At 36.2% G+C, this 22,035-nt stretch carries 19 protein-coding genes and 1 pseudogene; 13 read left to right on the plus strand and 7 right to left on the minus strand.

The annotated features are described in order from the left end of the window. A pseudogene (locus tag BAQ49_RS28170) lies at nucleotides 1-249 on the minus strand (polyamine aminopropyltransferase); the annotation flags it as partial. Between the two features lie 427 nt (nucleotides 250-676). On the opposite strand from BAQ49_RS28170, the gene BAQ49_RS28175 reads away from it, so the two are divergent. The 5 genes from BAQ49_RS28175 to chbG all read left to right on the plus strand — a co-directional run bounded on the left by BAQ49_RS28175 (nucleotide 677) and on the right by chbG (nucleotide 4,895). Further along, on the plus strand, nucleotides 677-979 hold the full coding sequence (locus BAQ49_RS28175) for a PTS sugar transporter subunit IIB (protein WP_071747989.1): 303 nt from the start codon (nucleotides 677-679) through the stop codon (nucleotides 977-979). Between the two features lie 16 nt (nucleotides 980-995). Continuing rightward, a complete protein-coding gene (celB, locus tag BAQ49_RS28180) occupies nucleotides 996-2,303 on the plus strand; it encodes a PTS cellobiose transporter subunit IIC (RefSeq protein ID WP_071747990.1) in 1,308 nt (435 codons plus the stop codon). 183 nt (nucleotides 2,304-2,486) lie between these two features. After that, complete coding sequence (locus BAQ49_RS28185) at nucleotides 2,487-2,810, plus strand: PTS lactose/cellobiose transporter subunit IIA (protein WP_000989047.1); 324 nt, start codon at nucleotides 2,487-2,489, stop codon at nucleotides 2,808-2,810. 3 nt (nucleotides 2,811-2,813) lie between these two features. Continuing rightward, on the plus strand, nucleotides 2,814-4,139 hold the full coding sequence (celF, locus tag BAQ49_RS28190) for a 6-phospho-beta-glucosidase (protein WP_071747991.1): 1,326 nt from the start codon (nucleotides 2,814-2,816) through the stop codon (nucleotides 4,137-4,139). A 51-nt stretch (nucleotides 4,140-4,190) separates the two neighbouring features. After that, nucleotides 4,191-4,895: a chitin disaccharide deacetylase gene (gene chbG / locus BAQ49_RS28195; protein ID WP_071747992.1), complete on the plus strand. Its 705-nt coding sequence runs from the start codon at nucleotides 4,191-4,193 to the stop codon at nucleotides 4,893-4,895. 95 nt (nucleotides 4,896-4,990) lie between these two features. Here the strand turns inward: chbG and BAQ49_RS28200 are convergent, their stop codons facing one another. Beyond that, on the minus strand, nucleotides 4,991-6,172 hold the full coding sequence (locus BAQ49_RS28200; RefSeq protein WP_071747993.1) for a chromate transporter: 1,182 nt from the start codon (nucleotides 6,170-6,172) through the stop codon (nucleotides 4,991-4,993). A gap of 189 nt (nucleotides 6,173-6,361) precedes the next feature. Here BAQ49_RS28200 and exsM point away from each other — a divergent pair, with 189 nt between their 5' ends. After that, nucleotides 6,362-6,775: an exosporium regulatory protein ExsM gene (gene exsM / locus BAQ49_RS28205; RefSeq protein ID WP_071747994.1), complete on the plus strand. Its 414-nt coding sequence runs from the start codon at nucleotides 6,362-6,364 to the stop codon at nucleotides 6,773-6,775. Nucleotides 6,776-6,880: 105 nt separating this feature from the next. On the opposite strand, the gene BAQ49_RS28210 is transcribed toward exsM, so the two are convergent. The 3 genes from BAQ49_RS28210 to BAQ49_RS28220 form a co-directional block, all read right to left on the minus strand. Then, entirely contained in the window at nucleotides 6,881-9,556 is a 2,676-nt protein-coding gene (locus BAQ49_RS28210) for a sigma-54-dependent transcriptional regulator (RefSeq protein WP_071747995.1), read from the minus strand. A gap of 104 nt (nucleotides 9,557-9,660) precedes the next feature. Beyond that, entirely contained in the window at nucleotides 9,661-10,398 is a 738-nt protein-coding gene (locus tag BAQ49_RS28215) for a polysaccharide deacetylase family protein (RefSeq protein ID WP_071747996.1), read from the minus strand. Between the two features lie 208 nt (nucleotides 10,399-10,606). Continuing rightward, nucleotides 10,607-11,680 carry a UDP-N-acetylglucosamine--undecaprenyl-phosphate N-acetylglucosaminephosphotransferase TagO gene (locus BAQ49_RS28220; RefSeq protein WP_071747997.1) on the minus strand — a complete coding sequence of 358 codons (1,074 nt, stop codon included), beginning with the start codon at nucleotides 11,678-11,680 and terminating at the stop codon, nucleotides 10,607-10,609. A 439-nt stretch (nucleotides 11,681-12,119) separates the two neighbouring features. Between BAQ49_RS28220 and BAQ49_RS28225 the strand changes: the two genes are divergently transcribed. Both BAQ49_RS28225 and wecB read left to right on the plus strand, forming a co-directional pair. Next, nucleotides 12,120-13,490, plus strand: a complete 1,371-nt coding sequence (locus BAQ49_RS28225; RefSeq protein WP_071747998.1) for a UDP-glucose dehydrogenase family protein — start codon at nucleotides 12,120-12,122, stop codon at nucleotides 13,488-13,490. Between the two features lie 75 nt (nucleotides 13,491-13,565). Then, on the plus strand, nucleotides 13,566-14,681 hold the full coding sequence (gene wecB, locus BAQ49_RS28230; RefSeq protein WP_071747999.1) for a non-hydrolyzing UDP-N-acetylglucosamine 2-epimerase: 1,116 nt from the start codon (nucleotides 13,566-13,568) through the stop codon (nucleotides 14,679-14,681). A 102-nt stretch (nucleotides 14,682-14,783) separates the two neighbouring features. Here wecB and BAQ49_RS28235 read toward each other — a convergent pair whose 3' ends face one another. Further along, nucleotides 14,784-15,902, minus strand: a complete 1,119-nt coding sequence (locus BAQ49_RS28235) for an LCP family protein (RefSeq protein ID WP_000392810.1) — start codon at nucleotides 15,900-15,902, stop codon at nucleotides 14,784-14,786. 74 nt (nucleotides 15,903-15,976) lie between these two features. Beyond that, nucleotides 15,977-16,612, minus strand: a complete 636-nt coding sequence (locus BAQ49_RS28240) for a YigZ family protein (RefSeq protein ID WP_071734660.1) — start codon at nucleotides 16,610-16,612, stop codon at nucleotides 15,977-15,979. Between the two features lie 238 nt (nucleotides 16,613-16,850). Here BAQ49_RS28240 and BAQ49_RS28245 point away from each other — a divergent pair, with 238 nt between their 5' ends. The 5 genes from BAQ49_RS28245 (at nucleotide 16,851) to BAQ49_RS28265 (ending at nucleotide 21,920) form a co-directional block, all read left to right on the plus strand. Then, nucleotides 16,851-17,693 carry a DegV family protein gene (locus BAQ49_RS28245; protein WP_000844771.1) on the plus strand — a complete coding sequence of 281 codons (843 nt, stop codon included), beginning with the start codon at nucleotides 16,851-16,853 and terminating at the stop codon, nucleotides 17,691-17,693. A 172-nt stretch (nucleotides 17,694-17,865) separates the two neighbouring features. Next, complete coding sequence (locus tag BAQ49_RS28250) at nucleotides 17,866-18,180, plus strand: winged helix-turn-helix transcriptional regulator (protein WP_000400851.1); 315 nt, start codon at nucleotides 17,866-17,868, stop codon at nucleotides 18,178-18,180. Nucleotides 18,181-18,413: 233 nt separating this feature from the next. Continuing rightward, on the plus strand, nucleotides 18,414-19,760 hold the full coding sequence (locus BAQ49_RS28255) for a C40 family peptidase (protein WP_116733515.1): 1,347 nt from the start codon (nucleotides 18,414-18,416) through the stop codon (nucleotides 19,758-19,760). A 130-nt stretch (nucleotides 19,761-19,890) separates the two neighbouring features. Continuing rightward, the gene (comFA, locus tag BAQ49_RS28260; protein ID WP_071748083.1) at nucleotides 19,891-21,240 is read left to right on the plus strand and encodes an ATP-dependent helicase ComFA; all 1,350 of its coding nucleotides are present in this window, start codon (nucleotides 19,891-19,893) and stop codon (nucleotides 21,238-21,240) included. Beyond that, complete coding sequence (locus BAQ49_RS28265) at nucleotides 21,240-21,920, plus strand: ComFC family protein (RefSeq protein WP_071748000.1); 681 nt, start codon at nucleotides 21,240-21,242, stop codon at nucleotides 21,918-21,920. Before comFA ends, BAQ49_RS28265 begins: the two co-directional genes overlap by 1 nt. Nucleotides 21,921-22,035: the final 115 nt, after the last annotated feature.

Raw genomic sequence — 22,035 nt, forward strand, 5'->3', positions numbered from 1 at the left:
GTCTTGTTTATCTTGCTTGTCTTGTTTATCTTGCTTGTCTTGTTTATCTTGCTTGTCTTGTTTGTCCTGTTTGTCTTGTTTGTCCTGTTTGTCCTGTTTGTCTTGTTTGTCGTGCGTATCTTCAGTGTTCTGTTTGTCTAGTTTATACGTGTCTGAATTTAATTCGGAATCTTCTTCTTTTTTATACCATTTATTTTGAAACTGTATTCTGTGAATCTTCATTCTATTCTTTTTTCGATGCTTTGGCATTGGAATCCCCTTTCAAAATACTTTATTTTATTCTATTCTATGTAATTTAATAGGGGTTGACTGGACAATAGTTAGACGAGTGTCTTGAATAGGTATTTGTTTTTGATTTAATTCGAAATATTATATTTTTCGTTATTATATTTTCACGTTTTAAAAAAAATTTAGTGTTTTTTTGTTTTAAACCCAACTAGACAACTAAACACTAATCTATTTTCATACAGTTATGTGTTAAAAGCGTGTTGTTTTATAACACACTGTGCGTTTTTCGGGTGACACACTAATTGAAAGCGGTAACACACAAATAAATTGCTCGAAAAAACGCTGATTTTAGGCGTTTTAAAAAGTTGGCACGGTAATTGCATTAATAAATAGCGTAAAGAAAAATAAAAAACATAAATTTTTTATACCACACAAGGGGGATTTATAAATGAATATCTTATTATGTTGTTCAGCAGGGATGTCTACAAGTTTACTAGTTACAAAAATGGAAGCGGCTGCAAAAGCTCGCGGTCTAGAAGGAAAGATTTGGGCTGTATCTGGGGATGCAGTAAAAACAAATATCGATCAAGCAGATGTTTTATTACTAGGACCACAAGTTCGTTACATGCTTTCTTCAATGAAAGCGCTTGCTGATGAGAGAAACGTTGGAATCGACGTTATCAATCCAATGCACTACGGCATGATGAATGGAGAAGCAGTTTTAGATCACGCATTAAAACTTAAAAAATAATTAGGGGGGAAGCGAAATGCAAAAGTTTATTGCATTTATGGAGAAGTATATTGTTCCTGTCGCTGGTAAAATTGGATCGCAACGTCACTTAGCTGCGATCCGTGATGGATTTATTGCAGTTATGCCACTTATTTTAGTTGGTGCACTGGCATCACTAATTAATGGTTTTCCATCTGAGGCTTTCCAAGATTTCATGAAAGGTTTGTTTGGTGAAACGTGGAAACAAGTTGGCGGTGGAATGTGGACTGGTTCTTTCGCGATTCTAGCACTAATCATAGCATTTACAACAAGTTATAACTTAGCAAAATCTTACGGCGTTGATGGTTTGTCAGCAGGTATTATTTCATTTGGTGCGTTAATTATTCTTACGCCAACAACACCGAAAGAAGGCGGATTGGATTTAGCTTGGACAGGTGCACAAGGGTTATTCGTAGCAATTATTGTGGCACTCCTTGTTACTGAAGTATTCCGTTTCTTTGTACAAAGAGAAATTACATTTAAAATGCCTGATGGAGTACCACCGGCAGTTTTAAGATCTTTCGCAGCTTTAGTTCCTGCATTTGTTATCTTAACAGCAGTTGCAGGTATTCAATTAGCAGTGAAATTAGCTGGTACAAGTGTTCATGAATTTATCTTTAATACGATTCAATCACCACTGCAAAGTTTAGCAGGGACATTACCAAGTGCAATTGTCATTGTATTCCTTGTTCATCTTCTTTGGTTCTTCGGTTTACATGGTCCAAATATCGTTGGTGGTATTATTGAGCCATTATACTTACCGGCACTAGAGAAAAATATTAATTTATTCAAAGGTGGCACATCTGCATTTGATGTTCCAAACATTGTTACAAAACCATTCTTTGATACTTTCGTATATCTTGGTGGTTCTGGTGCAACATTAGCTTTCTTAGTAGTGGTATTACTTGTAGCAAAAAGTGCACAATTGCGCGGTGTATCTCGCTTATCAATTGGACCAGGTGCATTCAATATTAACGAACCAGTAATATTTGGTACACCAATTATTTTAAATCCAATTTTATTCTTACCGTTTATCATAACACCAATTGTATTAGTAATTACTTCTTATACAGCTATATCTATTGGATGGGTACCAAAAACAGTTGTGATGATTCCATGGGCAACACCACCAATTATTAGTGGTTATCTTGTAACAGGTGGACATATTTCTGGTGCGATTCTACAGTTATTCAACTTTATAATTGCAATGGTAATCTATTATCCATTCGTTGTGTTATGTGACCGTTCAGTTGTTCGTACTGAAAAAGCAGCAGCGCAAGGAAATAACAACTCTGTACCTATGTAACATAGAGATTGTTCTCACAGACAGTATTGTCTGTGAGAACAATTACCTTTATATCATGTTCAGAAAGATGAGACCCATCTACAAGAACACCAAACTATCATTAATAAAATAATAATTTAATAGACATGTTCAAACTGAAGGGGTATTTAAATCAGTTGAACCATAATAGAGAGGGCGGTAATTATGATGACTACAGCAGAACAAATTCCATTCCAATTGATTTTAAATAGTGGTAATGCACGAAGCTTTGCAATGGAGGCACTTCAATTTGCCAAACAGGGGAAAATGGCAGAAGCAGACGAAGCGATGGCAAAGGCGAAAGAAGCGATTAATGAAGCGCATCATTTCCAAACAGAGCTCATACAATCAGAAGCAAGAGGAGAAAAAACAGAGATTAGTGTTCTTTTAATTCATGCACAAGATCATTTAATGAATGCGATTACAGTAAAAGAATTAGCAGCAGAATTTATTGACCTTTATAAAAAGCTAGAAGCGAAAGGGGAATAAAGCATGACTGGAATTAAAATTGCTACAATCGGCGGTGGATCTAGTTATACACCAGAGTTAATTGAAGGATTTATTAAACGTTATGATGAGCTTCCTGTTCGTGAAATTTGGTTAGTAGATATTGAGGCAGGAAAAGAAAAGTTAGAAATCGTTGGTAACTTAGCGAAACGTATGGTGAAAAAATCAGGTTTACCAATTAATATTCATTTAACACTTGATCGTCGTGAGGCATTAAAGGGTGCTGACTTCGTAACAACACAGCTTCGCGTTGGTTTATTAGAGGCACGTGCAAAAGATGAAGCGATCCCGTTAAAATATGATGTAATCGGTCAGGAAACGAATGGTCCTGGTGGTTTATTTAAAGCGCTGAGAACGATTCCTGTTATTTTAGATATTTGTAAGGACATGGAGGAACTTTGTCCAAACGCATGGCTTATTAACTTCGCAAATCCGGCTGGTATGGTAACAGAAGCTGTCCTTCGTTATACAAACATTCAAAGAGTAGTTGGTCTGTGTAACGTTCCAATCGGAATTCGTATGGGTCTTGCGAGATTACTCGAAGTAGATGCAAGCCGGGTACATGTAGATTTCGCAGGTTTAAATCATATGGTATACGGATTAGATGTATACTTAGATGGAGTAAGTGTAATGGATCGTGTGTTAGAGCTTGTAACAGATCCAGAAAAGCAAATCACAATGGAAAATATCGCTGCGCTTAACTGGGAGCCAGACTTTATTCGCGGCCTGCGTGCAATTCCATGTCCATACCATCGTTACTACTATAAAACACGTGAAATGTTAGAAGAAGAGAAAGAAGCTTCAATTGAAAAAGGTACACGTGCAGAAGTAGTAAAACAATTAGAGGATGATTTATTCGAGTTATATAAAGACCCGAATTTAGATATTAAGCCACCACAATTAGAAAAACGTGGCGGAGCTTATTATAGTGACGCAGCATGTAGCTTAATTACGTCTATTTACAATAATAAAGGTGATATCCAGCCTGTTAATACACGAAACAACGGAACAATTGCAAGCTTACCACATGATTCTGCTGTTGAAGTGAACTGTATTATTACGAAAGAAGGTCCAAAACCAATTGCAGTTGGAGATCTTCCAGTACCAGTTCGCGGTTTAGTACAGCAAATTAAATCATTTGAGCGCACAACAATTGAAGCTGCTGTTACAGGAGATTATCATAAGGCGTTGCTTGCTATGACAATTAATCCACTTGTACCATCAGATAAAGTTGCAAAACAAATTTTAGATGAAATGTTGGAAGCACATAAAGAGCATCTTCCACAATTCTTTAAAAAGATAGAGAAATAAAAGGCGGCGCTATTTAGCCCGCTTTTTTTAATTCTAGTAGGGGGTATTACGATGATTAAGCTAATTGTAAATGCAGATGATTTCGGTCTTACAGAAGGTACAAATTACGGAATTATTGATGGACATAAAAATGGGCTTGTAAATTCAACGACGATGATGATGAATATGCCAGGGACAGAACATGCAGTACGCTTAGCGAAAGAGTATAAAACGTTAGGGGTAGGAGTACATCTCGTATTAACGGCAGGGAAACCGCTTCTTGGAGACGTACCATCACTTGTAAGTAACGATGGATCGTTTCATAAACAAAGCGTTGTATGGGAAGGGAAGGTAAGTCCAGAAGAAGTTGAGAGAGAATGGACTGCTCAAATTGAGAAATTCTTATCTTACGGATTAACACCAACTCATTTAGATAGCCATCATCACGTACATGGATTGCCGATCTTGCACGATGTTCTTGAGAGATTAGCGGCTAAATATAATGTTCCAATTCGTCGTTGTGAGGAAGATCGAGCAGTACGCCCATTTTCTGACGTGTTTTACAGTGACTTTTACGCGGATGGTGTGAAGGAAGATTACTTCGTGAAGTTAAAAGAAAGAGTACAAGGTGAGCAAACGGTAGAAATTATGGTGCATCCAGCTTATATTGATCCAGAGCTTGTGAAGCGTTCTTCTTACGTAATGGATCGCGTGAAAGAGTTGCGTATTTTAACAGAGAGCGAGTTACCTAAAGGAATAGAGCTTGTGAAGTTTTAATAGAAAAACGACGGCTACATAATGCCGTCGTTTTTTCTATTTATCCCGCTATTTGCTGGACAGCCCGATTGGTGAGGGCTGATTAAAGTTTCACTTTATAAAATGGATAGAACATATCCGCCAAAGGCTCCAAGTATAACGATAACCCAAGGTGGCGTTTTCCAAAAAGCGAGTAAGCAAAATAGAAGAGAAGCAAAAACGAAATCCACAGAATTCATAATTGTACTCGTCCAAATTGGATCATAAAAAGCTGCTAGTAAAATACCGACAACGGCTGCATTCACTCCAAGTAGTGCGCCTTGTATGTAGGATACTCTCCTTACACTGTCCCAGAATGGTAAGACGCCAATAACGAGCAGGAAGGCAGGAAGAAAGATCGCGATTGTTGCAACAACTGCTCCGGCGGTTCCATTTAGCGCTGCTCCTATATAAGAGGCAAATGTAAAGAGTGGTCCTGGTACTGCTTGTGTTAATCCGTATCCAGCCAGAAATTGTTCTTTTGTCATCATCCCGTTTTGTACAAACTCACTTTCAAGAAGAGGAAGTACGACGTGTCCTCCGCCAAATACAAGTGCACCAGAGCGATAGAAGCTGTCAAATAAAGATATAAAATAAGAGTACGGTCGTAATATTGGTAGCAGTATTAATAGTCCGAAGAATAAGATGAGACAAGAAATTGCTACCATTTTTGAAATAGGGACGTTTATTTTGTGAGCTTGGTTAACTGGTTGGCCGCGATATAAAAACCAACCAATAAAGCCAGATATTATAATGAGAATGACTTGTGTCCAACTACTTGGCCATAATAGGGCGATTGCGGCAGTTACAATCGCGATTGTTGCACGGTTTCGGTCCGGTGTTAACTTTTGAGCCATTCCCCATATTGCATGAGCGACAATTGCAACCGCTACAAGTTTCAGTCCATGAATCCAGCCCGTACTTCCAAGTTCGAACTGATTAAGGAATGAAGCGAAGAAAACTAAAACGAGCACAGACGGTAGAGTGAATCCAATCCATGAAATAATGGATCCTAATAATCCCCCGCGTAATAATCCAATCCCCATCCCGACTTGACTGCTGGCTGGTCCAGGAAGGAATTGACATAGTGCTACTAAGTCTCCGTAACTTCGTTCATCCATCCATTTTCTTTTTTGCACGTATTCATGATGAAAATACCCAAGATGGGCGACAGGGCCTCCAAACGAAGTGAGTCCTAATTTAAATGAGACGAGAAAAATCTCCATTAATAATCGAAAAGAGTAGTTGTTATTTTTCAAAATGACCTCCAAGAATGTTTTTCTAAGTGCATTATACAAGAGGCAATAAAGTGAATGAAATGATTTCTATGTAAAGATTTTGTGAATCTTTTAGTTGTAATTAAAAATTGAAAAAGTCATAAATGATTATGTCTAAACCATAAAGTAGTAGAAGTAGTGCTGGGAAATTTATATGAGGAGAATGCCAGTATGACAACACATTTCTTTGCTAAGTTAACAGGGAAGAGGGAAATACCTCCTGTAAATACAGAAGCTTATGGTGTAACAGAGTTTATTTTTAGTGAGGATTTAAAGAAGTTGCAATATCGAGTCATATTGAAAAATGTTGAAAAAGTTACATCGTGTCAAATTCATTTAGGGAAAGCAGATCAAATTGGTCCAGTTGTTTTAAGTTTGTTTGGTCCGCTAAAGCAAGGTATTAGTGTAAATGAAGGAGTCGTTACTGGTGTAGCTAATGTGGAGGATTTTGAAGGGCCCTTACAGGGGAGAGCATTTGACAGCTTGCTTCAAGAAATTATTCAGGCGAATGTATATGTAAATGTTTATACAAAGTCCAATAAGAAGGGAGAAATAAGGGGGAGAATCAGGAAAGTAAAGAAGTAGAAAAAAGGCTGTCCAAAAAAATTGGAACAGCCTTTTTTAATTATACTGGTTGCCGTTTTTGTGAAGTATTGTCGGTAAGTCGATATATTTAAAATATCGCCTAGATCAATTTTTTACAGGTTGATTTTTGATGAAGAAGTCCATTACATAAAATACTTCGTCATCTGGTATTTGTATTTCAAATGTATTTTCAATAGGTTGCAATGCTTTTTTTACTTTCATATACATCCAGTACTCATCCTGTCTTCGTTTCTCTTTATCAGGATGAGGGAGGAGACTTTCACCTTTTTGAAGACGGTCAACCATGCAGCTCATATGCAAAATCACACCCATTAAACTGTCAGGAGTTAGCTGTAAAGAAATTAATTCTTGAATTGTATTTAATGCATAACGAATTGTTTTAATGAGTAATGCGCCATCGTTACGCTGCATTTGTTGTTCAAGAATATCAGCCATTTTCGCATATGTTTCTTCATACGTAATTAATTCTTGAATTGGCTGAATCGCTGTGTAGTTCACAATGTCTTGGAAGTGGTATGTTAAGCATGGTACTTGCACATCGAAATTCGTGACGATACAAATGATATTACGCTCTTTTTTTATGTTCTCGATCATTTTTGTTAAATCTTTTTCGTGAACGATGCTAATCGGAATAATTTCAATTAAGTCTTTATCAAAGCGTAAATAGTTCTCTAACATTTTTTGAATTGCTAAAGCACTTCCTTCACCAGTTAAACAAGCTGTTAAAATAACAGATTTCATTGGTGACAGCGGCTTTTTCTTTTCCTCTTGTACATTTAAATAGAATGGCGTTAAGTTCTTCACTGTTTCATATAGTGCATCTAATGAGTAGCCAAGCTGAGCTTTTCGAGCTGCTTCTAGTGCATGTGGTGTGCTTGTCATGGAAAGAACACGTACAGGAATTTTGAACTCAGTTTCTAATATATCACCAATATAAGCGAGAGATCCCATATCAACAAGTAAGAGAAGCCCGTTTACATTTTGAAGTGTTTTCATATACACCTTAACACGCTCTAAGAAATCTTTCGGTGATTCATGCAAGGGCATATCGATACCAGTTACTTCATCAATACCGAGAAGTTCGTTTGCGACGTTTGCCATTTCTGTTGCGATGCCATTACCATGCGCTAATATTAATACTTTTACTTCTGTTTGTGAGGCAGGAATTGGGTCAACAACGAAGAACATTGTTAAGAAGCCTGCTTCATCAATAGGCATTGTTATTTGTAATTCTTCTTCTAACAGTTGAATACATTGCATAGCTACGGAAAAAGCTTCTTTATATTTCGTACGAATTTGATTTAATTGTGGGTGGTGAATTTGTTTCCCGCCCTGTAATCGTTGTAGAGTTGTCTGTACATGTAAACTTAAAGCAAGAAACACTTTTTCATCAAAAGTCTTAGATAAATGTTTTTCAGCTAGTTCTGCAATTTTTTCACATACGGAAACGATATTACGATCCACAATTTTAAAAACATTTTCATGACTTGTTTTTTTAGACATTTGGTTAAAATATTGAACGAAAAAGCTTTGAATATCATTTTCTATTAGTAATTCTAATTCGTCCTCTTCAATGCCGCGTGCTTGAAGTTCTTCATATTTATAATCAATATAATCGTAAATAGAAGAACGTTTTTCATCTTCTGTTTTATGCTTGCTCCAGCCTTCATCACCTGTAAATACAAATGTTTCATTTGGTATTTGGTATAGGTGACGGCTCTTTCTTTCGATAAACAGTCCTTCTTTCATATACCAAGGTAAATCTGTACTTGAAACACCGACAGAATCACGTTTTTTTGTTACGAAATCAGAATAAGCTTTCGCACAGGCAATTTGTACATCCGTTTTCAATTGGCCGATGTTATTTGGACAATTGTAAAAGACGAAAGCCCGCATTGCATTTGGACTAACATGAATCTCTTTCCTTAGACGAATTGCTTCATTTGTGAAAAATAGTTGCAATAAAGCAAAGCGTTCTTTATGCGTTCGCTCACGAAGTGGTGGAAGCGTAACGGTCATTGGAATACGTCTTGTAAATGTTTTTAATAAAAATGAGTTTGGTTCTTCTGTTGTTGCAGTAATAATTAATACTTGTGCCTTACGTTCATTTTCTGTTTCTCCAAGGCGGCGATATACTCCGCGATCAATAAATGTGAAGAGCATTTCTTGTCCTTCTGGAGGGAGACGATGTACTTCATCTAAGAAAAGGATTCCTTCATGGGCTTTTTCAATTAAACCTTTTTGATCACTGGCACCTGTGTAAGCTCCTTTTTTTATCCCAAATAACTGTCCAAGTAGTAGTTGTGGATTGTTTGCATAATCAGCACAGTTAAAGACGATAAAAGGCGCATCTTTTGGAAGTTGTTCCACTTCAATTGCATACTCGTGCATTAAAGAAGCGAACATCGATTTTCCGACCCCTGTTTCTCCAAGTAGTAAAGTATGCATACCGTTTGGAGGGTAGAGAATAGAAGCTTTTGCTTTTTCAATTGCAATTTTTAGGCTTGTATTTTCAATTGCAAATGTATCTAATGAAGTACCTTTTGTTGAATGCGTTTCCAATGAAGTATTCGTTTCTATATAAAAACGGACAGGACGTGTACTCGTTTTTAATAAACGATCATCTTTCACGAGCTTGTTTAAGTCGCTACTAACATTTGCACGGTCTAACTGTAGAAGTGTAGCGAGTTCTGATGCTGTTACACCTTCTGTATAATTCCCTTTTTGTATTGCGTTAAAAATGAGATCTATTCGTTTCATTTCTATTCACCTCGAAACTTCATCACTATTTAAAATTTTACACAAAAATGGGAAGTGTGGGAAGAGAAAAATAAAACAGCTTTAGTATATAAGCACTAAAGCTGTTACAATCTTGTGTCTTTCCAAAAATTCACTTCGAGATGGGAAGATGGATTGTAGGGAAGTAGTTTATATCCTTGTGATTGCAAATAATCAATTACTTTTGGAAGTATTTGCACTGTGACACTAGAATCATGCATTAAAATAACCTCTACTTGTTCATCGCTTTGATTTTGCACTCTTTCTAGTATTGCGGAAGGATTATCATAGCTTTTCCAGTCATATGTATCAATTGTCCAATCCCACATTTTATACTGGGAAGATACGAGTGCGTCGCGGTAATTCTTTTTTAAGTAAGGCATGCTACCGTATGGGACACGAACGAGATGTGTATTTAGATGTGTAATTTGCCGGACAATATTTTGGGTTTGCTCCATTTCTTCAATTAAAATTGATGGATCGCCAGTATAAAGACGTTTTACATCATGTGACATACTATGGAGACCAATATAATGTCCATCTTTAATCAATCGCTCCATCGTTTTTTTATAATGTGGCACTTTTCCGCCAATAACGAAGAAAGTTGCTTTTCCGTTCTTCTCTTTTAAAATATTTAAAATTTGTGGTGTGTATTTATTCGGTCCGTCATCAAATGTTAAGTACGCAATTTTTTTTGTAGGAGAGGTAGTTTGAGTGCTTTGTTGATTTTCTGCTTGAATGTCTGTAGTTGCTTCTGTATTAGATGATGCGTACATAGTAATAGTTAAAAATAAAATTATACATTGAAGTAATCGCTTGATCATAACATTCACCCTCAGTTTGACAATCAAGATGTAAAAATGAAAATTTGATACTTTTTTCGTTATACGTATATCTTTCTCCAATAGAGGCACTCTCAAACAATCTATATTTTGGAAATAGGGAATAAGGTTTAAAAAATAAAAATAGCATCCTCTTATGGAAAAGAGGATGCTATTTGAATATTTCATAAAAGTAAAGGCTATACTACAATTAGTCTTCGCGTTTTTTCACTTTTTTATAGAAGGAAATAATTGGTTTGTAACGTTCGTGTACAAGACCGATTACTTCAGCAATAATTTCTGTAAAGAAGATTAAAACGAAAAGAAGAATAATGGATAACCATAGTGTCGCACTACTGAAAATGATTGCATTTACGCTAAAGAAAATACCAAGTGCGTAAATAATTAGTACCGTTTTACGGTGAGAGAATCCCATTGCAAGCAAACGGTGATGTAAATGCGACTTATCTGGTGCTGAAATAGGCTTTTTATTTACGATACGGCGGATAATTGCAAACGTCGTATCAAATATAGGTACACCTAAAATAATAATTGGAACGATAAAGCTGAATAACGTTACGCTTTTGTATAATCCAAGTAACGATATAACAGAAATACAGTATCCTAAAAATAGTGCTCCTGTATCTCCCATGAAGATTTTTGCAGGATGGAAGTTGTAGAATAAAAATCCAATTGTACTTGCTAATGTGATTAGTGCTAGAGGTAATATAATAGCTGCTCCAGTACCCCATGGGCTAGTGAAGGCCATATATGCTAGCGTTGCAAGTACGATAGATGAAATCCCTGCGGATAATCCATCTAATCCATCAATTAAGTTGATGGCATTTGTAATACCGACAATCCAAAATACTGTAATTGGATAAGCAAGCCATCCGAGTTCAGTATCTCCAATAATTGGAATATATAATACTTGCACTAATAATCCACTTTTTACAATCATGATGGCAACTAATAGTTGTCCACCGAATTTTACCTTCGCAGATAGTTCGTACATATCATCTAAAATCCCGATGATAACAATAATGATAGCACCTAAAGTTATCGATAGCATTCTTTGTTCGTACAATCCACCGACAACAAATCCTACAGCTACACCGATGAAAATTGCTAACCCGCCAAGACGAGGCATAATTTTTTGGTGTACTTTACGTGCGTTTGGTTTATCTGTTGCTCCTATTTTGAAAGCTAATTTAATAACTAAAGGAGTAACGACGAGTACAGTGATGAAAGATGCCAAAATGGCATAAATCACTTGTGAGTCCATTAATACCCCACCTTTTATAGTTTAACGTAATTTTTCTAATTGTATTTATCTGAAAATTATGATGTTTATTTACAGGCTCATAACATATGGTATCACAAAAAGATTAGAATTCAATCTTTTTTTCTTTTAGCTGTAAATGGAAGTGCATAGAATATATGACAATTGTAAATAGAATGTTGGATCGTTTGAGAAGGTTGTTCATATTGCGACTTGAAATATGACAGTGTATCTGCCTCTTCTATAACAAGTATTTTATTATAAGTGTTGCACGTAAAAATGAGTAAGTTCCGTGTTAAAATGTGGGAATTTACATTTTATATATATTGCATCATTTAACTTTACAAAATCTTAAAAATGAATAAAAAGAAAATTCATATAATAAATAAGAAAAAAGTTTTCTTATTTTTAGTGCGAGAGGGGGAAGCACAGGGGGGATTCTATGTATTCGTATATTTTCTTATGTATATTCCTGTGCGAAAGGAAAATGAAAATTACGATAATAGGTACCGGATATGTTGGATTGATTACTGGAGTAGGATTGGCGAAATTGGGACATTCAGTCACATGTTTTGATATAAATAGTGAAAAAATTGAACAGATCAAACAAGGTGAGTTACCTATTTATGAATGTGGATTAAATGAATTAATAAATGAAGAGTATGAGAACGGTCATTTAACTTTTACAGCAAGCAGACTAACGGCATTTAATGATGTAGAGTTTATATTTATTGCAGTTGGAACACCATCTTTATTAGATGGAACAGCAGATTTAACGTATATTCGTAGTGCTTGTGATGATATTGGAACATATGTGAATAACGATATTATTGTTGTTACGAAAAGTACGGTTCCAGTAGGTACAAATGATGCGATGAGGGAATGGATTGAGGAGAAACTACAAGGTAGACACGAATTACATATCGTATCGAATCCAGAATTTTTCAGGGAAGGTTCTGGTATTTATGATTTTTTTCATGGTGATCGCATTGTAATTGGAGCATGTAGTGAGGAAGCAGCAAGGAAAGTAGAGAATTTGTACAGCAAATTAAGCTTACAAACGTATATTACGGATATTCGAAGTGCTGAGATGATTAAATATGCATCTAATGCTTTTTTGGCTACGAAGATTAGTTTTATTAATGAGATTTCCAATATATGTGAGCAGGTGGGTGCAGATATATTAGATGTATCTACAGGGATGGGGATGGATAAGAGAATTGGTGCATCTTTTTTAAATGCGGGCATCGGATATGGAGGGTCTTGTTTTCCGAAAGATACGAAAGCACTTGTGCAAATTGCAGGGAATGTTTCTCATGATTTTCGCTTGTTGAAAGCAGTCATTGAAGTGAATAATAAACAACAGTTGTTGTTAATAGAAAAAGCGAAGAAAATGATAAATATGAAGAAGAAGCGGATTGCGGTTCTTGGTGCAGCATTCAAACCGAATACTGACGATATTAGAGAAGCACCCTCTCTTATTATAATACAAGAATTAATTAATATAGGTGCAGATGTGGTTGTATATGACCCGCAGGCTATTCAAAATGTAAAAGGTATATTTGGAAATGCTATACGATACGCTGAGTGTATAGACGAATCGATTAGAGCGGCAAATGCAGTTTTTATCGTAACAGAATGGGAATCAATTCGAAATTATCCGCTAGAGAAGTATGTACAGCTTATGAGGGAACCTATTCTATTTGATGGGAGAAATTGTTATACTAATGAGGATGCCGAGAAGCAGGGGTTAGATTATTACTCAGTTGGGCGAAAAGGCGTCTGTCATAGTAATGTTTCTCAGGTACGTTAAAAAGTGTATTTTCACATGCATATTTTTATATGCGATAATAGAAGTTGTAACTAGTGAAAGAAAAGAGGTAATGAAATGACTGAACGTTTAAAAGTAATGACAATTTTCGGGACACGACCAGAAGCAATTAAAATGGCACCTCTTGTATTAGAATTGCAAAAGCACCCAGAAAAAATTGAATCGATTGTGACTGTAACAGCACAACACCGTCAAATGTTAGATCAAGTATTAAATATCTTTGGAATTACGCCAGATTTCGATTTGAATATCATGAAAGATCGTCAAACGTTAATTGATATTACAACACGTGGTTTAGAAGGTTTAGATAAAGTAATGAAAGAAGCGAAGCCTGATATCGTACTTGTGCATGGTGATACAACGACGACATTTATTGCAAGCTTAGCTGCTTTCTATAATCAAATTCCAGTAGGACATGTTGAAGCAGGACTTCGTACATGGGATAAGTATTCTCCATATCCAGAAGAGATGAATCGCCAACTAACAGGTGTAATGGCGGATCTTCATTTCTCACCTACAACAAAATCAGCAACGAACTTACAAAAAGAAAATAAAGATGAGTCACGCATTTTCGTAACAGGAAATACAGCGATCGATGCACTGAAGACGACTGTAAAAGAAACTTATAGCCATCCGGTATTGGAAAAACTTGAAAATGATCGTCTTGTACTTATGACAGCACATCGTCGTGAAAACTTAGGGGAACCAATGCGCAATATGTTCCGTGCAATTAAGCGTCTTGTTGATAAACACGAAGATGTACAAGTTGTATACCCTGTTCATATGAATCCTGTTGTTCGTGAAATAGCGAATGATATTTTAGGCGAGCATAGCCGCATTCATTTAATTGAGCCGCTAGATGTAATCGATTTTCATAACGTTGCAGCTCGTTCATACTTAATGTTAACTGATTCTGGTGGTGTACAAGAAGAAGCACCGTCACTAGGTGTGCCAGTTCTTGTCCTTCGTGACACGACGGAACGCCCAGAAGGTATCGAAGCAGGTACGCTGAAATTAGCAGGAACAGATGAAGAAACAATCTTTGGTCTTGCTGATGAGTTGTTATCAGATAAAGAAGCTCATGATAAGATGACGAAAGCATCTAATCCTTACGGCGACGGTCGTGCATCAGAGCGTATTGTAGAAGCGATTTTACAACACTTCAACAAATAAAGTGAAACTTTACTAAATGGAAGGTTGCATCCTTCATTTAGTATTAGCCCACAACAATCGCGGGAAATAAAAAGAGCCAAATCGTATACGATTTGGCTTTTTTTATTCATGATTCCTCATAATCCACTCTGCATGAGCATTTGTAGAAGGAGGAGGTGGTGGTGTTTTGTTCTCACTCGGTTCCTTCTTTTGTTTTGCGATGGAGTTAGAATCAGAATTTGTACTCTCATTTTTTGTAGTTTCTGTTGGGGCTTGTTCTTTTTCCCCTATTTCTTTTAATATCTCGTTACGAGTTGTCTCTACACTGATTGGGTCTGGAAGGAAATAATAAATACCACCAATTTTTTTATCTTCTCCTTCAAGCTTTAATGTTTGGATCGTTTGTGGGTCGAATCCAGAGATTTTATTGTAAAGAGCAAGTCCGTCAGAAATAGGAATATCGGTTTTTATATATTTCCCAACTACCGCGGTTAAATCTTTAATTTTAAATACGGTTGAAGCAGAATTTAGCTGTTGGGCAACAGCCGCCAGTACTTGCCTTTGTCTCGCTGCTCGGCCATAGTCACCGTTAGGATCTTGCTTTCGCATGCGGACGTAAGCGAGTGCCTCTTCACCGTTTAAGTCTTGTTTACCTTGTTTAAAGTGAATTAATTTGTAATAATCTATATCGGAGCGCTCCTCGAAATCAAAAGGAACATCAACTGTAATACCTCCAACAGCATCAACGATACCTTTAAAGCCTTGGAAATCAATTTTAATATAATGATCAACAGGGACTTTTAAAAATCCTTCGACGGTGTCAATTGCCATTTTTTCTCCACCATAAGCATGGGCAGCGTTAATTTTGTCTTCTTTATTTTTACCAACAATCTTAACACGAGAATCGCGAGGGATACTCATAAGTGAAACCTTTTTTGAGTTTGGATTAACTGTCGCGAACATAAGTGAATCTGTTCGGCCGTTTTGACCATCTGTTGCGTAATCCTCAATACCCATAATTAGTATTGTGAAAGGTTTTTTTGTGATTTCCACATCTTCTGCTCGTAATTTAGATTTTTCACGGTTAAATCCACTGTACATCCCCATGAGAGAAGTGTAGGAATTTAATACATAAAGTCCTACGCTACCAAATAAAAATGCGAAAATAAGAAAGAAGAAAAGTTTTCTTCTACGTTTCTTTTTTATTCTGCTATTTTGGAGATGATAATAACGTTCTTCCATATATAATCTCCTTAGTTCATTTGTAGGGAATTAATTCACTACATTAATCTTTAGAGGCGATAAGTTAGCTATTCTTAGATAACGTCTTGTTCTAAGTACAACATATCTCCTTCTTTAATTGTACACTTCCCATTTGTTAATTCAATCATCCAATCTATGAATGGTTGTTTTTTGTCCTCTTCTACATAAGTATCGAATGTGACATTTTCTAGATAGTGTATATCTTTAATGGCATATTCTGAATTACGTAATTCATTTTCTAGCTTGCCAAGCAACGTATAATCAATTTCTGTTTGCATAACGCGCATTAGTTTTCGTTCAACAACGCCGACATGGTTAAGACCTTCACTTGTACATTTTCCATATGCACGAATTAATCCACCAGCACCAAGTTTAATGCCGCCAAAATAGCGTGTAACGACGACGACAGTATCTTTTAGACCTCGTTTTTTTAATACTTCTAACATAGGTACACCAGCTGTGCCGCTCGGTTCACCGTCATCATTCGCTTTTTGAATTTGATCTTGTTCACCGATTAAATATGCAGAACAATTATGTGTTGCATTCCAATTTTGTTTTTTTATTTTTTGTATAAATGCTTGAGCTTCCTCTTCTGTTGTGGCGCGATTCACATAGCAAATGAATCTTGATTTTTGAATGACAATTTCGTGCTCGCCGTAGCCTTTGATTGTTAAATATTGTAATAACAATGGTATACGCCCCTATTCTTCAAAATGACTAGTACTTTACATTTTAAAAGCGGTTGTTTTTATATTCAAACATTTTTTGCAAATATGTTGAAATTTTTGATGAGGATTTGATCTTGTTGTTGTAATTTGTCGAGAGGGTGATTATAATTTCTAATTGGCATTTTTATGTATGGATGCACCTTTTCTCGTTTTCGTGTAAAATTAGGGAATAAAAATTTTTTATAAGGCAGGTACGAAAATGAAAACAGCTATTGTTACTGATAGTACAGCATATATACCGAAGCATATTCGTGATGAACTCAATATATATATGATTCCATTAAACGTTGTGTTTGGAACGGAATCTTATCAAGAAGAGGCTGAAATTTCAGCAAATGATTTTTATGTAAAAGTACGTGAACAAGAAGAACTTCCGAAAACTTCGCAACCAGCAATTGGAAAGTTTTTAGAGTTATATGAAGAGTTATCTAAAGAATATGATGCAGTTATTAGCATTCACCTTTCCAGTGGAATTAGTGGTACATACCAAACGGCAACGACAGCTGGACAGATGGTAGATGGTATCGATGTATATACGTACGACTCTGAAATTAGTTGTGAAGTACAAGGATTTTACGTGCGTGAAGGTGCGAAATTAGCAGGTGAAGGGAAAGCTCCAGAAGAGGTTATCGCTCGCTTTGATGAAATGAAAAAAACGATGGATGCTTATTTTGTAGTAGATGATTTACATCATTTACAGCGCGGTGGAAGATTAAATAGCGCGCAAGCTTTCATCGGCAGTTTGTTACAAGTAAAACCAGTATTATACTTTAGAGATAAAATAATTATTCCATTCGAAAAAATTCGTACGCGTAAAAAAGCATTAAAACGTATCGTTGAAATCTTTGATGAGCAGGCAAGTAAAGGTGTGCCTATGGAGGCTGTTATTATTCATGCGAATCGTGAAGAGGAAGCTAATGAATGGAAACAAGAATTAGAAGAGATATACCCTCACGTTACAATTCGTACGAGTTATTTCGGAGCTGTAATTGGGACGCATTTAGGTGAAGGTGCGCTTGGTTTAGGCTGGTATACGAAGTGATAAAGATGTAAAAGCTCTCTTACTTGAAGAGGGTTTTTTACGGGTATTTTACGAAGAATTGACAAGTTAATATTTGGAAATGGTAAAATGTACGTAAAATTAAATAATGAGGAAAGTTTTATTACTTACTTTTTACAAGAAACTATTTTATAATAGGATAGAGGTGAAACATATGGAGCATAATTCTTGTTTATGTCCAAAGTTTGAGTCAGCTTTTACATTGCTTAGTAAGAAATGGACTGGCTTAATTATTAAATCTTTGTTGGAAGAGCCGAAACGTTTTAGAGAAATCGCAGATATTATACCGAATATGAGCGATCGTATGTTGTCAGAACGTTTAAAGGAATTAGAAGGTGAAGGTATTGTAGTTCGTAATGTTTACCCAGAAGTACCAGTTAGAATCGAGTATGGTTTAACTGATAAAGGGAAAGCGTTGGAACGTGTTATGGATGAAGTCCAAAATTGGGCTGAGAAATGGATGAAGTAACGTTTCTATCTCATTCATACTTGGAGTATTTTCAAAACGTAAGGGATTCCCTTACGTTTTTTTCAATTCTATAAAAAATGTCGGAAGTCACCTAAATTTCTACATATATATACAAATTTAGATGTATTTTGCTATAGAGATAAATGTAATATTACATTTATTTTACAAAACCGTAACATTAGCAAAAAAACTCCCGAATTATGGTATAAATTTTAATAGGTTATATACGGAAAATGAAAAAAGAAAGCGGTGTAAAAAATAAAATGAAAAAGCTAAAAATGGCATCTTGCGCATTAGTTGCAGGGTTAATGTTTTCAGGGCTAACACCAAATGTATTTGCAGAGGATAAAATTTCTGACGTGAACTCACAAATTAACACACAAAATGACACTTTACATAAACAACAACAAGAACGTGATGAATTACAAAAACAAATGAACGACTTAAACAAAACAATTCAAGGTTTAGATAAGTCTGTTCAAGAGAACGCTGCAAAACTTGATGAAACAACGAAAAAAGTTTCTGATACTGAGCAATTAATTGAAAAGAAAAATAAAGATATTGCAGAACTACAAACAAAGATTGCAAAACGTGAAGAGTTATTAAGAAAACGTTTAGTTGCACTACAAGAACAACCGAATACGAACGTTGTAACAGAAGTTCTTGTAAACTCGAAAAATATTGCAGATTTAGTGGATCGTTTAAATTCTGTGTCTAAAATTCTTGAGTCTGACGAAGATATCATGAAAACTCAACAAGAAGATCAAACGAACGTGAAAAAAGATGTTGAGACAGTAAAAGAAAAACAAAAAGAATTAAAAGAAGCACAAGCTCAAATTGAAACTGCCAAGAAAGAACTTGACGTTGAAAAAGAGAAAAAAGCAACAGCGGTAAATGATTTAAGCGGTAAAATGGATACAGTTGTAACTTCAATGACAAGCACGGAAAGCCAATTGAAAGATCTTGAGAAACAAGCACTGCAATTACAACGTATTGCGGAAGAAGAAGCGCAAGCAAAAGCTGCACAAGAAGCTGCTGCTCAAAAACAAGCAGAACAAGCTGCTAAAGAAGCACAAGCTAAAGAAGCACAAGCTCAACCAGCTGCAGCCCCAGTACAGCAAGCTGCACCAGCGAACAATGGTGGACAAGCTCAAAAAGAAGAGCCTAAAAAAGAAGAACCTAAAAAAGAAGAGCCTAAAAAAGAAAAGCCAGCACCAGCACCAGTACCAGCTCCGGATACTGGCGTAATTGGTAAAGCGAAACAATACTTAGGTATGCCTTATGTTTGGGCAAGTGCATCTCCATCAAACGGTGGTTTTGACTGTAGTGGATTTATTTCTTACATCTTTGGTGTAGGACGTCAAGATGTTAATGGATATTGGAATTCAGTTTCTAAAGTAAGTAGCCCACAGCCTGGAGATTTAGTGTTCTTCCAAAACACTTATAAAAATGGTCCGTCTCACATCGGTGTTTATGTTGGGAATGGACAAATGATTCATGCGAGTGATAAAGGGATTGCGTACGGTGATATTAACAGTTCGTACAACCAAAAACATTTCTTAGGATACGGTAGATTCTAGGATTTATAATTGAATAAAATATGTGTATAAAGTCGATAGCTTACTATTTTATAAGTAGGTTATCGGCTTTTTTGAGTTTTTACGAGATAAAGAGAAGGATTTATAGTAGTGCTGGAGGTGGTTATTGATGATGTTAGCTGGTAGACAGTTATTGTTAGAAGAACTTTCTTCAGATTTGCAGGATAAATTGGATCATTTGAAAAGGAACCGAGAAGTCGTTTGTGTGCAAGGCGTAATTAAGAAATTTTCAAAATATACATGCCAGCGTTGCGGCAATATAGAGCAACGACTATTTGCATCATTTGTATGTAAACGGTGCAGTAAAGTATGTACGTATTGTCGTAAGTGTATAACGATGGGAAGGGTCAGTGAATGTGCTGTACTGGTGCGCGGGATTGCTAAAATACAAGGAGAAAATTATTTGAATCCTTTACAGTGGAAAGGTATTTTGTCTGCTGGTCAGGAATTGGCTGCACCAGGTGTTGTTGATGCTGTTAAGCAGAAAGAATCATTTTTCATTTGGGCGGTGTGCGGGGCTGGAAAAACAGAAATGTTGTTTCGTGGAATTGCAGAGGCACTACAAAGGGGAGAAAGAGTTTGCATTGCAACGCCGAGAACGGACGTTGTACTTGAGTTAGCACCAAGATTACAAGAAGTGTTTCCGAATATAAATGTAGCTGCTTTATACGGAGGGAGTTTAGACGGAGAAAAAGATGCGGCGTTAATCGTTGCAACTACACATCAATTGTTACGTTACTATAGAGCGTTCCATGTCATGATTGTAGATGAGATAGATGCTTTTCCATATCATGCGGATAAGATGTTGCATTATGCAGTAAACGAAGCGATGAAAGAGGAGGCAGCACGTATTTATTTAACTGCAACTCCAGATGAAAATTGGAAGCGTAAATTACAGAATGGTAAGCAAAAAGGGGTTATTATTGCAGGACGTTATCATCGTCATCCATTGCCAGTCCCGATATTTCGGTGGTGCGGAAATTGGAAGAAGGGTCTTATGCGTAAAAAAATCCCTCGTGCGTTATTACAATGGTTAAATATGTACTTATCAAAACGATACCCCATTTTTCTATTTGTTCCTCATGTGCGATATGTAGAAGAAATTAGCCACTTATTAAAATCATTAAACAATCAAATTGATGGTGTGTACGCAGAAGATCCGGCGAGAAAAGAGAAGGTAGCAGCTTTCAGGAAGGGAGAAATCCCTTTATTAGTTACAACGACGATTTTGGAACGAGGGATAACTGTGAAAAATTTACAAGTGGCAATTTTAGGAGCTGAGGAAGAAATATTTTCAGAAAGTGCTCTTGTTCAAATCGCAGGGCGTGCTGGCAGAAGCGCTGATGAACCGGATGGAGATGTCATCTATTTTCATTATGGAAAGACAGAGGCGATGGTACGCGCGAAAAAACATATTCAAAGTATGAATAAAAATGCTAAAGAACAAGGACTGATAGATTGATGCATTGTCTACTTTGTGACGAATATATTTTGTATGCGGTTAGTTGGTACACTTTTTTTGTTAAGCCTCATAAAAAGTATATATGTGATAGATGTGAGCAAAAACTTTCCTATATTATAGGGGATATTTGCAAGGAGTGTGGTCGGCCTTTAGAACTTGTACCAGCGGAATATAAGAACGGTGATATTTGTAAGGATTGCATAAGGTGGACGAACGAGCAGAGGTTCCCGTCTCTCATAAATCGTTCGTTGTATGTGTATGATGAAGGGATGAAAGAAATATTAGCACAGTTTAAATTTCGAGGAGATGCTGAATTAGTACATATTTTTCATCAGCCTATTCGAAGTCTTTTTCAAAAATATTTTGCGAATGTTTCAGCTGTGATTCCGGTCCCTCTTAGTGAAGAGCGAGAATACGAGCGTGGTTTTAATCAAGCTGAGTTACTAGCTTCTTGTTTGCCTGTCAAAATATTTTGTACATCATTAAGAAGAATTGAAACAGAAAAACAAAGTAAGAAGAAGCGTAAAGAAAGGATATCGGGAGTTAATCCTTTTTATTTTCAGGGAGAAGAGATGTTTCATGAGCAACGTGTTTTAATCGTGGATGATGTGTATACGACAGGAATTACTTATGATCGAGGAGCGAGAGAAGTTTCTTGTTTGACGCTTTGTAGAGGTTAATATGCGAATGTCGAAAGGAATAATAAAAAGACGACAAATCTTCTTTGACTAAAAGTCTTGTCATTCGTTATAGTCAGAATATGGGGCGAATGCCCTGATTTTAAGAGTGAAGGGA

The organism is Bacillus proteolyticus, assembly GCF_001884065.1.
Lineage (GTDB): Bacteria > Bacillota > Bacilli > Bacillales > Bacillaceae_G > Bacillus_A > Bacillus_A proteolyticus.